The 12233-nt window shown below is 71.1% G+C and carries 13 protein-coding genes; 8 read left to right on the forward strand and 5 right to left on the reverse strand.

The features are described 5' to 3' along the window. The 3 genes from BM236_RS13565 to BM236_RS13575 all read left to right on the forward strand — a co-directional run. The coding region (locus BM236_RS13565) for an integrase core domain-containing protein (RefSeq protein WP_139230111.1) at positions 1-324 on the forward strand (324 nt) is incomplete at its 5' end. Between the two features lie 8 nt (positions 325-332). Continuing rightward, on the forward strand, positions 333-1565 hold the full coding sequence (locus BM236_RS13570) for an MFS transporter (RefSeq protein ID WP_091124749.1): 1233 nt from the start codon (positions 333-335) through the stop codon (positions 1563-1565). A 40-nt stretch (positions 1566-1605) separates the two neighbouring features. Next, on the forward strand, positions 1606-3162 hold the full coding sequence (locus tag BM236_RS13575) for a long-chain-fatty-acid--CoA ligase (protein ID WP_091124752.1): 1557 nt from the start codon (positions 1606-1608) through the stop codon (positions 3160-3162). 11 nt (positions 3163-3173) lie between these two features. On the opposite strand, the gene BM236_RS13580 is transcribed toward BM236_RS13575, so the two are convergent. From BM236_RS13580 to BM236_RS13600, 4 genes are all read right to left on the reverse strand, one after another. After that, the gene (locus BM236_RS13580) at positions 3174-3473 is read right to left on the reverse strand and encodes a winged helix-turn-helix domain-containing protein (RefSeq protein ID WP_091124755.1); all 300 of its coding nucleotides are present in this window, start codon (positions 3471-3473) and stop codon (positions 3174-3176) included. Continuing rightward, complete coding sequence (locus BM236_RS13585) at positions 3470-3934, reverse strand: hypothetical protein (protein WP_091124757.1); 465 nt, start codon at positions 3932-3934, stop codon at positions 3470-3472. The genes BM236_RS13580 and BM236_RS13585 overlap by 4 nt, the downstream gene beginning before the upstream one ends. A gap of 57 nt (positions 3935-3991) precedes the next feature. Then, positions 3992-4150, reverse strand: a complete 159-nt coding sequence (locus BM236_RS19035; RefSeq protein WP_175507688.1) for a hypothetical protein — start codon at positions 4148-4150, stop codon at positions 3992-3994. 690 nt (positions 4151-4840) lie between these two features. Then, on the reverse strand, positions 4841-6130 hold the full coding sequence (locus BM236_RS13600) for a citrate synthase (protein ID WP_091124767.1): 1290 nt from the start codon (positions 6128-6130) through the stop codon (positions 4841-4843). 293 nt (positions 6131-6423) lie between these two features. Here BM236_RS13600 and rplM point away from each other — a divergent pair, with 293 nt between their 5' ends. From rplM to glmM, 3 genes are read left to right on the forward strand one after another with little or no spacing between them, the layout of a single operon-like run. Then, positions 6424-6867, forward strand: a complete 444-nt coding sequence (gene rplM, locus BM236_RS13605; protein ID WP_091125017.1) for a 50S ribosomal protein L13 — start codon at positions 6424-6426, stop codon at positions 6865-6867. A 14-nt stretch (positions 6868-6881) separates the two neighbouring features. Beyond that, on the forward strand, positions 6882-7382 hold the full coding sequence (rpsI, locus tag BM236_RS13610; RefSeq protein WP_091125019.1) for a 30S ribosomal protein S9: 501 nt from the start codon (positions 6882-6884) through the stop codon (positions 7380-7382). Between the two features lie 12 nt (positions 7383-7394). Further along, positions 7395-8741 carry a phosphoglucosamine mutase gene (glmM, locus tag BM236_RS13615; protein WP_091124768.1) on the forward strand — a complete coding sequence of 449 codons (1347 nt, stop codon included), beginning with the start codon at positions 7395-7397 and terminating at the stop codon, positions 8739-8741. A 201-nt stretch (positions 8742-8942) separates the two neighbouring features. On the opposite strand, the gene coaA is transcribed toward glmM, so the two are convergent. Beyond that, on the reverse strand, positions 8943-9938 hold the full coding sequence (gene coaA / locus BM236_RS13620) for a type I pantothenate kinase (RefSeq protein WP_091124771.1): 996 nt from the start codon (positions 9936-9938) through the stop codon (positions 8943-8945). 68 nt (positions 9939-10006) lie between these two features. On the opposite strand from coaA, the gene glmS reads away from it, so the two are divergent. Beyond that, complete coding sequence (glmS, locus tag BM236_RS13625; RefSeq protein WP_091124773.1) at positions 10007-11851, forward strand: glutamine--fructose-6-phosphate transaminase (isomerizing); 1845 nt, start codon at positions 10007-10009, stop codon at positions 11849-11851. Between the two features lie 25 nt (positions 11852-11876). Continuing rightward, complete coding sequence (locus BM236_RS13630; protein ID WP_091124776.1) at positions 11877-12227, forward strand: holo-ACP synthase; 351 nt, start codon at positions 11877-11879, stop codon at positions 12225-12227. Positions 12228-12233 lie beyond the last annotated feature (6 nt).

Raw genomic sequence — 12233 nt, forward strand, 5'->3', positions numbered from 1 at the left:
GAACGTGGCGTCACCGTCCAGCGTGTTCTCAGCGACAACGGCAGCTGCTACCGCTCCTACCTATGGCGCGACACCTGCGCCGAGCTCGGCATCACGCCCAAGCGCACCCGGCCCTACCGGCCCCAGACCAACGGCAAGATCGAGCGCTTCCACCGCACTCTGGCCGAGGGCTGGGCGTTCAAGAAGTTCTACAACTCCGAATCAGCCCGACTCGCGGCCCTGCCAGGATGGGTCCACCAGTACAACCACCACCGGCCCCACTCAGCAATCGGCAAGCAAGCACCCATCACCAGGTTGGACAACCTGGCTGGGCATCACATCTAGTGCCCCCGATGAACGTCACGCCCGCCGCCACAGCCGTACGCCGGCCAGGACCGCTGCGCCATCGCAACTTCCGCCTGCTGGTGACCGGCGCGTCGACGAGCGCGCTCGGCAACGCCATCACGCCGGTCGCCCTGGCGTTCGCCGTGCTCGACCTCGGCGGCTCGGCCTCCGACCTCGGCATGGTCGTCGCGGCGTTCGCGCTCGCCGAGGTCGTCACGACGCTCTTCGGCGGCGTCCTCGGGGACCGGACGTCCCGGCGGATGATGATGAGCGGCTCGGCCGCGGGCAGCGCGCTGGTCCAGGCGGTGGTGGCCGGCACCCTGGTGGCCGACGTGGCCACGATCCCGCTGCTCACCGTGCTCGGCGTGGTGACCGGCTGCCTGAGCGCGCTCAGCCAGCCGAGCGCCAGCGCGATGACCCGGATGACCGTCCCGGCGGATGTGCTCTCCCGCGCGATCGCGATGCGCAGCCTGCTCCAGACGACGGCGTCGATGGTGGGATTCGCCGTCGGGGGCGTGCTCGTCGCCGGCATCGGGCCGGGCTGGGCGATCGCCGTCGACGCGGCGACGTTCGTGGTCGCCGCGGTCTGCTTCGCTGCGCTCCGCGTCGAGCAGGCGCCGGCGACCACGGGCGGCACGATCCTGGCCGAGCTCCGGGAGGGCTTCGCCGAGGTGCGGACCCGCCGCTGGCTGTGGATCTGCATCCTGATGGCGCTCGTCTACCACCTCATGTTCGGCGGCGCCCAGGGCGTCGTCGGGCCGATCGTGGTGGGGGAGGGCATCGGTCGCGACGCCTGGGGCTTCGCGCTCGGCGCGATGATGGTCGGCTTCGTCGTGGGCGGCCTGCTGTGCCTGCGCTGGCATCCGAGGCGTGGTCTCTTCTGGGGGAGCGTGTTCCTCTGCCTGACGCCGCTGTTCCCGCTCGCCATGGTCTCCGACCGCCTGTCGGTCATCCTGCTCGGCGCCTTCCTGCACGGCTTCGGGCTCCAGGTCTACGACGTCCAGTGGAACGCCTCGATCCAGGAGCAGGTGCCCGACGCGAAGCTCTCCCGCGTCTACTCCGTCGACGTGGCCGGCTCCTTCGTCGCCCGCCCGGTCGGTCTCGCGCTGACCGGGCCGCTCGCGGAGGCCGTCGGCTTCGACCGGTGGCTCTTTCTCGTCGCAGGCGTGATGCTGCTCGCCGAGATCGCCCCGCTCCTCGTCCGCGACGTCCGCCGGCTGGAGCGGGTCGCCACCGGGTGAGTCGCTTGTGCCGGCGTGTGGCCTGCGCCACACTCCCGCCATGGAAGCCCCCGAGCCCACCTTCGTCGACGACCGGCTCGCCCACTGGGCGAGCGTGAGCCCCGACGGCGACTGCATGACCTACGGGCAGCGGACGTGGACCTGGGCGCAGTTCCACGACCGGGTACGCCGGGTGGCCGGTGGGCTGCGCGACCTCGGCGTCGGCCGCGGCGACATGGTGGCGTTCCTCGACAAGAACCACCCCGCGTGCGTCGAGCTGTCGCTCGGCGCCGGGCTGGTCGGCGCCGCCAATGCCGTCGTCAACTGGCGGCTGGCCGGCGAGGAGGTCGGCTTCACCCTCAACGACTGCGGCGCCAAGGTGCTCGTCGTCGGCAGCGAGCTGATGCCGGCGATCGAGGCGATCCGCGGCGACCTGCCGCACGTCACCCGGGTGATCGAGGTGACCACGGACGGTGCGCCGGGCGACCCCTACGAGGAGTGGCTGACCACCGCCACGCCGGCCGACCCGGACCCCGCCCGCACGGCCGACGACACGTGCCTGGTGCTCTACTCCAGCGGCACGACCGGCCGGCCCAAGGGCGTCATGCTGACCCACCGGAACTTCGTCCGGCACACGGTCGCCTCGCACGACGGCTGGGACTTCGAACCCGGTGACAAGAACCTGGTCGCGATGCCGCTCTTCCACGTCGGCGGGTCGTCGTACGTCCTCTTCGGGCTGCACGACGGCATCCCCAGTGTCATGACGCGGGAGCCCGACGGGATGTCGCTCGCCGGCGCCATCATGCAGGGCGCCAACCGGATGTTCCTCGTGCCGGCCGTGCTCGCGCAGGTGATCCAGTCCGGGCCACAGGGCGTCGAGATGTTCAGCCGGCTGAAGAGCTTCACCTACGGAGCCGCGCCGATGCCGCCGCCGCTGCTGCGCGCCGCGATGAAGACGTGGCCCGACATGGACCTCATGCAGGTCTACGGCCTCACCGAGGTGTGCGGTGTCGCCACCCACCTCCTGCCCGACGAGCACCGCCGGGCGGAGGCCGAGGGCCACCCTGAGCGGCTGCTCAGCGCGGGCCGGGCCCTCCCCGGGATGGAGGTCCGCATCGTCGACATCGGCACCCTCGAGGACGTGCCGACCGGTGACCCCGGTGAGATCTGGTTGCGGTCGGAGCAGGTGATGAAGGGCTTCCTCGGGCGGCCGGAGGAGACCCGGAAGGTCGTCACCGAGGACGGCTGGTTCCGGACCGGCGACATCGGGCGCATCGACGCCGACGGGTTCGTCTATGTCGAGGACCGGCTCAAGGACATGATCATCAGCGGTGGCGAGAACATCTACTCACCCGAGGTCGAGCGCGTCCTGGCGGAGCACCCGGCCGTGCTCGAGTGCGCGGTCGTCGGCGTACCCGACGAGACGTGGGGCGAGTCCGTGCGGGCGTACGTCGCCCTCAAACCCGAGACGGCCGCGACCGAGGACGACGTGATCGCGTTCTGCCGGGAGCGGCTCGCGCACTTCAAGTGCCCCCGCTCGGTGGTCTTCCTCGGCGCGCTGCCGCGCAACCCGACCGGGAAGGTCCTCAAGCGCGACCTGCGCCCCGCGCAGGTCTGAGCGACTCGGCGCTACGGCGTCGTGCCAGCGAGGTCGGTGATCGCCCGCAGTGCCGCGACATGACCCTCGAACGCCGTCCGGCCGGTCGGGGTCAGGCGTGCCCTCAGCCGGTGCCGGCTGCCGTCGAGACGGCGTTCGGTGGCGACGTAGCCCGCCTCCTCGAGCGTGGCCAGCTGCTTGGACAGCGCCGAGTCCGACATGCCCAGCCGCTCGCGCAGGAACGCGAACTCCGCCCAGTCCGCCGCCGCGAGCGTCGCCATCAGGGTCAGGCGCGTGCTCGGGTGGATGAGCTCGTCGAAGCGGCCGGTCATGCGCGGAACAACCGCCGCGCGCCCCGGAGCAGCTCGGGGCCGCCGAACCCGGTGATCGCGCCGACGAGCACGCCGGCCGCCAGGGACGGGTGACCTGCGCCGTCGGCGTCGAAGGCCAGTGCCGCGGCGAGTGTGAGCGCCACGAGTGCCACCAGCATGGAGACGACCGCGATCGGCGTACGCCGCCCGGCCGTGGCCGCGCTGACCCGCACCTGCTCCGACCGCCGGCGGCCGTCGAGCATCCGCGAGGCGATCACCGAGTGCACCATGCCGAAGCCGGCCGTCGCCACCGTGGTCACCCATGGGTTGCCGAGCTCGGCGATGGCGCCGAACCCGACCCAGGCCAGCCCCAGGCCCCACCAGTAGCCGCGCGGCAGGCCGATCTCGCCGGCCACTGTCGACTGCGCGTGCCGTACCGCGGCGAGCGCTGCGCTCGCCTCCTCAGGAGTCGTTCCTGACATCACTCCACCTCCACTTTCCTGTCTAGAAAGAGACGTTCCTCTTTCCTGGATGGAAAGTCAAGCGCGGATGGGGGCTTGTGATCGTGTCGATGCTGCGGCAGCGACGGCGTGGTCGCGGTCGACCTTCACGTCCAGGCCGGTGGTGTGGGGGAAGACGGGGCCGATGGTGGTCACCGGGCCGTCCAGGGCGGCCTGGTGCAGGTGCACGAACAGCACCGCCCTGGCCCGACGCCCGGGACGCCGACCGTGGGCCTGGTCGTCGGCTCGGGTGTCGGCGGTGTGGTCGAGGAGGCCGGAGCTCGGCGAGATCGTGGGGCCGGGCGAGCCAGCCGAACGCCGCCGCCCGGAGCTCGTCGGTGCTGGGGTGCTCGCCGAGCCTGGGTGTCTGGTCGCGGGTGGCGGTGAGCCACACCCCTTTGGCGGCCTTCGCCGCCGCCTGCAGCTCGGCCAGCCGGAGGGCTTCGTCGGCCTCGATGACCTTGGCCTCGGCGATGGCGAGCAGGCGGCCGGCCGCCTGCCCGGCCGCCTCCGCCACCGCCTCGTCAACGAGCGCCGCGGCGTCGCGGGTGAGCTTGCGCGACATCGAGGCGATCTTGCGGGCCACCCACGGCTCGAGCCGTAGCCCTTGGACCGCGACCCAGAGCAGTGGGAGGCGGTGGCGCAGGTCGAGGAGGTCGGCCAGCAGGGACCGGGTGGCGTAGACGTGCTCGCACCGGGCGATCGCGAGCTCTTCGAGGCAGAGGTCGCGCACGGGCGGCGTACCGTCGCCGCGCGCGGGTGTGCGCCCACGGACGAGGCGGGGAGACGCCGACGGCCCCCGACTGTTCAGTCGGGGGCCGTTGATCGGTCTCGATACGCGCGCTACTCGACCAGCGAGGAGATCGCTCGCTCCGACCAGCGAGGTCGTCAGGCCCAGCGCTGCTCGGTGGGGGTGTAGGTGAGACCCCGCGAGCCGGTGTAGATCTGCTTCGGGCGGGCGATCTTCTGCTCCTTGTCCTGGGTGAGCTCGAGCCACTGCGCGAGCCAGCCCGGCGTACGCCCGATGGCGAAGAGCACCGTGAACATCTCCGGCGGGAACTCCAGCGCCTCGTAGATCAGGCCGGAGTAGAAGTCGACGTTGGGGTAGAGCTTCCGCTTGACGAAGTACTCGTCCTCCAGCGCGATCTTCTCGAGCTCCTGGGCGACCTCGAGGAGCGGGTTGACCCCGGTCACCTCGAAGACGTCGTCGCAGGCCTTCTTGATGATCTTGGCGCGCGGGTCGTAGTTCTTGTAGACCCGGTGGCCGAAGCCCATCAGGCGCTCGTTGCCGTTCTTGACGCCCTCGATGAAGGCGGGGATCTCGGACTTGTTGCCGATCCGCTTGAGCATGCGGAGGACAGCCTCGTTGGCGCCGCCGTGGAGCGGGCCGAAGAGGGCGCCGATGCCGGCGGAGACGGCCGAGTAGGGGTCAACCTGGGTCGACCCGACGGCGCGGACGGCGTTGGCCGAGGCGTTCTGCTCGTGGTCGGCGTGCAGGATGAAGAGCGTGTCGAGCGCCTTCACGATCCGCTCGTCGGCCTGGTAGGTCGGCTCGCTCATCTTGAAGAGCATCGAGAGGAAGTTCTCGGTGTAGGACAGCTCGTTGTCGGGGTAGACGTAGGGCTTGCCCTGCGCGTGCCGGAAGGACCAGGCGCCCAGCGTCGGCATCTTGGCGATCATCCGGATGATCTGGATGGCGCGGTTGTCGGCGTCGCTGATGTTGCGCGACTCCGGGTAGAACGTGGAGAGGGCCCCGACCGACGCCATCAGCATCCCCATCGGATGGGCGTCGTAGCGGAAGCCCTCCATGAAGCCCTTGACGTTCTCGTGCACGAACGTGTGGTAGGTGATGTTGTGCACCCACTGGTCGTACTCGTCCTTGCTGGGCAGGGAGCCGTGGACGAGGAGGTAGGCGACCTCGAGGAACGACGACTGCTCGGCGAGCTGCTCGATGGGGTAGCCGCGGTATTCCAGGATGCCCTTGTCACCGTCGATGAAGGTGACCGAGCTCCGGCAGGAGGCGGTGTTGACGAAACCGGGGTCGTACACGGCCAGTCCCGGCTCGTCCTCGCCGGACCGGATCTTCCCGATGTCGGCGGCCTTGATGGCGCCGTCGAGGATCGGGACCTCGTACTCCTGTCCGGTGCGGTTGTCGCGGACGGTGAGAGAATCAGTCACGCTGCTCACGTTAGCCGCCGTGCGGGAAACCGGGTAAGCCGGTGCCCGCGTCGTGGGCGCAGCGGCGCCCGCGCGAGGGGGTCGCCGGGGCGGCGTACGCCGTTTTGACCGCCCGTGCGCCGGCCCGTAGCCTTGTTCGGTCGCGACTCCTGCCGCTTCCCGGCCACCCACGGTCGAGGGGCAGCCCGGCTCCGCCAGATCCGTCTGGCGCTCCGGCAGTGTTCGTCAGAAGCCGCGAAGCACCGCCTCACCGGCAGCCGCCGGCGAGGACCAACGAACGAATGAGGCACATCGTGGGCACTTACGCTCCGAAGCCGGGCGACATCGAGCGCGCCTGGCACGTGATCGACGCGACTGACGTCCGTCTCGGTCGCCTGTCGGTGCAGGTCGCGAACCTGCTCCGCGGCAAGCACAAGGCGATCTTCGCCCCCAACGCCGACACCGGCGACTTCGTCATCGTCATCAACGCCGAGAAGGTCTCCCTCTCCGGCACCAAGCGCACCACCAAGCTCGCCTACCGCCACTCCGGCTACCCGGGCGGTCTGACGGCCACGCCGATCGGCGAGATCCTGGACAAGGACGCGCGCAAGGCGATCGAGACCGCAGTGTGGGGCATGCTCCCGAAGAACAAGCTCGGTCGGCAGATCATCAAGAAGCTCAAGGTGTACTCCGGCCCGACGCACCCCCACGAGGCCCAGCAGGCCGTTCCGTTCGAGATCAAGCAGATCGCCCAGTGAGCCAGGACCAGGACATGACTGAGAACACCGCTGAGGTCGAGGAGACCTTCGAGACCGACGAGCAGGGCGTTGCCTACACGTCCGAGAGCGCCGCGTCCGCCGACACCCCGGCCCGCCCGGCGACCATCGCGCCCGCCGGCGCCACCGGCCGCCGCAAGGAGGCCGTCGCCCGCGTCCGCATCGTGCCGGGCACCGGCAACTGGACCATCAACGGTCGCGGCTTCGAGGAGTACTTCCCGAACGCGCTGCACCGCCAGGTCGCTGCCGAGCCGTTCGCCGCGCTGCAGCTCGAGGGCCGCTTCGACGTCATCGCCCGCATCCACGGCGGTGGCATCACCGGCCAGGCCGGTGCGCTGCGTCTCGGTGTCGCCCGCGCGCTGAACGCCATCGACGTCGACGCCAACCGCCCGACCCTGAAGAAGGCCGGCCTGCTCACTCGCGACGCGCGCGTCGTCGAGCGCAAGAAGGCCGGTCTCAAGAAGGCCCGCAAGGCCTCGCAGTTCTCCAAGCGCTGACGTAACGGCGACATGGCTCGCCTCTTCGGCACGGACGGGGTCCGGGGCCTGGCGAACGGTGAGATCCTCACCGCTCGGCTGGCCCTGGACCTCGCTGTTTCTGCGGCCCAGGTGCTCGGCGACGCCGGCCAGTTCGAGGGTCACCGCCCGCGGGCGGTCGTCGGCCGCGACCCCCGCGTCTCAGGCCAGTTCCTCGAGGCCGCCGTGGCCGCCGGCCTCGCGTCGGCGGGTGTCGACGTGCTCGACATCGGCGTCATGCCGACGCCCGGCATCGCGTTCCTGACCGGCTCGCTCGGGGTCGACCTCGGCGTCGTCATCACGGCGTCGCACAACCCGATGCCCGACAACGGCATCAAGTTCCTCGCCCGTGGTGGGGTCAAGCTCGACGACACCCTCGAGGACGCGATCGAGGCACGGCTCGACCAGCCGTGGACGCACCCGACCGGCGCTGCCGTCGGCCGGATCGGCTTCTACCACGGCGGCATCGACGACTACGTCGACCACCTGCTCTCCTCGATGCGCGGCCGGCTGGACGGCCTGACCGTGGTGCTCGACTGCGCCAACGGCGCCGCCCACGAGTCGGCGCCGCTCGCCTTCGAGCGGGCCGGCGCCCACGTGATCCCCATCAACGACAAGCCCAACGGCACCAACATCAACGACGGCGTCGGCTCGACCCACATCGAGGGTCTGCGCCGGGCCGTCCTCGACGCGGGCGCCGACGCCGGCTTCGCATTCGACGGCGACGCGGACCGCTGCCTGGCCGTCTCCGCAGACGGCGAGCTCGTCGACGGCGACCAGATCATGGGGATGCTCGCCCTCGCGCTGCGCGACGAGGGCCGGCTCGCCTCGGACACGCTCGTGGCGACGGTGATGAGCAACCTCGGCCTGCGCCGCGCGATGAAGGACGCCGGCGTCACCCTGCTGGCCACCGCCGTCGGCGACCGCTACGTCCTGGAGGCCATGAAGGCCGGCGGCTACTCCCTCGGCGGCGAGCAGTCCGGCCACGTCATCATGAGCGACCACGCCACGACCGGCGACGGCACGCTCACCGCCCTGCACGTCGCCCAGCGGATCGCCTCGACCGGGCTCCCGCTCGCCGAGCTCGCCTCCGTCGTCGCCCGCTTCCCGCAGGTCCTGCTCAACGTCCCCGGCGTCGACAAGGCGCGCTGCGACGACGACGAGCTGCTGGCAGCGGTCGCCGCCGAGGAGGCCGACCTCGGCGACAGCGGGCGCGTCCTGCTGCGGCCGTCCGGCACCGAGCCGCTCGTCCGCGTCATGGTCGAGGCTCCGACCGCCGAGGTCGCGACCGGCGTCGCCGAGCGGCTCGCGGCCGTCGTACGGGCGCGGCTCTCTCTCTGAGACGACTGGGTCTCGATACGCGGGTCGCGGCTTCGTTCCTCAGCCGCGCCGCTACTCGACCTGGCGCCCGGTCAGCGCCTTCGCAAGCTCAGGCGCTGGGCGCTCAGGTCTCGATACGCGGGTCGCGGCTTCGTTCCTCAGCCGCGCCGCTACTCGACCTGGCGCCCGGTCAGCGCCTTCGCAAGCTCAGGCGCTGGGCGCTCAGAGCTTGCGCAGCCGCACGTAGCGGACCGAGTGGTCGCGGTCCTTGCGCAGCACCAGGGTCGCCCGCGAGCGGGTCGGCAGGACGTTCTGCTGCAGGTTGGGGCCGTTGATGGTGTCCCAGATCCGCTCCGCCTCGGCGATCGCCTCGTCGAGGTCGAGCTTGGCGTACTTCCGGAAGTAGGAGTCGGGGTCGCGGAAGGCGGTCTCTCGCAGCCGCAGGAAGCGCTCGACGTACCACCGCCGGATGTGCGCCGTGCCGGCGTCGACATAGACCGAGAAGTCGAAGAAGTCCGACAGGCCCAGGCCGGCGCGGCCGTCGTCGCGGACCCGGGCGGGCTGCAGGACGTTGAGGCCCTCGACGATGACGATGTCCGGGTGCCGGATGACGACCTTCTCGTCGGGCACCACGTCGTAGACCAGGTGGGAGTACGTCGGCGCCGCGACCTCCTCCTTGCCGGACTTGATGTCGACGACGAACTTGAGCAGCGCCCGCCGGTCGTAGGACTCGGGAAAGCCCTTGCGCTCCATCAGCCCGCGGCGCTGGAGCTCGTCGTTGGGGTAGAGGAACCCGTCGGTGGTGACCAGGGCGACGTTGGGGTGCTCGGGCCAGTGGGCGAGCATCTGCTGCAGCACGCGAGCGGTGGTGGACTTGCCGACCGCGACCGACCCGGCGACGCCGATCACGAACGGCGTCCGCGGGGGCGTGCGACGGTGGAGGAACGCCTCCTGCTCGCGGTGCAGCTTGCCGGCCGCCGAGACGTAGAGCGACAGCAGCCGGGAGAGCGGGAGGTAGACCTGCTCCACCTCGGTCAGGTCGATCTGGTCGGCCAGGCCGCGCAGCCGCTCGAGCTCCTCGGCCGAGAGCGGGCTGACCGTCTCGCTGGCCAGCTGGGCCCACGCCTCGCGGCTCAGCTCGAGATAGGGCGACGCCTCACCCTCGTGGCTGCCGTCGCCGTGGGAGGACTCCCCGGGTTGGGCCTCGGTCGAGGTCATGGCAGGTGATTGTTACAGCCGGGCCGGTAGCGGCTGTCGCGCACCCCGCTCTCGTAGACTCCCGAGCCATGTGCGGCATCGTGGGCTACGTCGGGAGGCAGCAGGCCGAGGGCGCCGTGATCGAGGGGCTGCGGCGGATGGAGTACCGCGGCTACGACTCCGCCGGCATCGCCGTCGTCGCCGACGGCGGGCCCAGCGTCCGCAAGAAGGCGGGCAAGCTGGCCAACCTCGACAAGGCGCTCGCCGCCGACCCGCTGCCGCCCTCGACGACGGGCATCGGGCACACCCGCTGGGCCACCCACGGCGGGCCGACGGACCACAACGCGCACCCGCACCTCGGCGCGGCCGGGCGAGTCGCGCTCGTCCACAACGGCATCATCGAGAACTTCGCCGAGCTGCGCGCCGAGCTCGAGGCCGCCGGCCACACGCTGCTCTCCGAGACCGACACCGAGGTCGTCGTCCACCTGCTCGAGGCGGCCGTGCTCGACGGCGCCGACCTCACCAGCGCGATGCAGTCGGTGTGCGGCCGGCTCCAGGGCGCTTTCACCTTCGTCGCCGTCGACTGCGCGGACCCGGAGCGCATCGTCGGCGCCCGCCGCAACAGCCCGCTCGTGGTCGGCCTCGGCGACGGCGAGAACTTCCTCGGCTCCGACGTCGCCGCCTTCATCGGCCGCACCCGCGACGCGCTCGAGCTCGGCCAGGACCAGGTCGTCACCATCAGCGCCGAGTCGGTCGACGTCACCGGCTTCGACGCTACGCCGGCCGAGGGCCGCCGCTACCACGTCGACTGGGACCTCTCGGCGGCCCAGAAGGACGGTCACGACTGGTTCATGCGCAAGGAGATCTTCGAGCAGCCGCGTGCGGTCGCCGACGCCCTGCTCGGTCGCCGCGCGGCCGACGGCCGGCTCCAGCTCGACGAGATGCGCCTCTCCGACCAGGAGCTGCGCGACATCGACAAGATCATCATCATCGCGGCCGGCACGTCGTTCTACGCGGGCATGGTCGCGAAGTACGCCATCGAGCACTGGTGCCGCATCCCCGTCGAGGTCGAGCTGTCCTCGGAGTTCCGCTACCGCGACCCGATCCTCGACTACTCCACGCTTGTCGTGGCGATCTCGCAGTCCGGCGAGACCGCCGACACGCTCCAGGCGATCCGGCACGCCCGCCAGCAGCGCTCGAAGGTGCTCGCGATCTGCAACACCAACGGCTCCACCATCCCCCGCGAGTCCGACGCCGTCATCTACATGCACGCCGGGCCGGAGATCGGGGTGGCCTCGACCAAGGGCTACGTCACCCAGCTCGTCGCCTGCTACCTGCTCGCGCTCTACCTCGCGCAGGTCAAGGGCACCCGCTACGGCGACGAGATCACCGCGGTCGTCGAGCAGCTGGAGGCGATCCCGGAGCAGATCGAGAAGGTGCTCGGCAAGGCCGACGAGATCTACGCCCTCGCCCGCGAGCACCTCGGGTCGCGCTCCTTCCTCTTCCTCGGGCGCCACGCGGGCTACCCGGTCGCCCTGGAGGGCGCCCTCAAGCTCAAGGAGCTGGCCTACCTGCACGCCGAGGGGTTCGCCGCGGGCGAGCTGAAGCACGGCCCGATCGCGCTGGTGGAGCCGGGCCTGCCCGTGCTCTGCGTGGTTCCGCCCCGCGGCCGCGACTCGCTGCGCGACAAGATGCTGTCCGGCATCCAGGAGGTGCGCGCCCGTGGCGCCCGAACCATCGTGCTGGCCGAGGAGGGCGACGACGGGATCGGCGCGTACGCCGACGCGCTGGTCACCCTCCCGCAGGTGCCCGTCCTCCTCCAGCCGCTGGTGGCCGTCATCCCGCTGCAGCTCTTCGCGTGCGAGCTCGCGTCCGCGATGGGCCACGACGTGGACCAGCCGCGGAACCTGGCCAAGTCGGTGACCGTCGAGTGAGCCCGTCCACGTCGCGAGGTCCGCGATGATCGTCGGCGTCGGGATCGACGTCTGCGACATCGAGCGGTTCGCCGCCTCTCTCGAACGCACCCCGGGGCTGCGCGAGCGTCTCTTCACGGCCGCCGAGGCGACGCGGCCGACCGCCTCCCTCGCCGCTCGCTTCGCCGCCAAGGAGGCACTGGCCAAGGCGCTCGGCGCCCCGACCGGGCTCGCCTGGCACGACGCGGAGGTGGTCTCCGAGGAGTCGGGCCGGCCGCTCTTCGAGCTGCGCGGGACGGTCGCGGCCCGCGCTGCCGACCTGGGGGTGGCCCACGTCCACGTGTCCCTGTCGCACGATGCCGGGATCGCCTCGGCGATGGTGGTGCTGGAAGGATGACGCACG

Source organism: Nocardioides terrae (assembly GCF_900112345.1).
Taxonomy (GTDB): Bacteria; Actinomycetota; Actinomycetes; order Propionibacteriales; family Nocardioidaceae; genus Nocardioides; species Nocardioides terrae.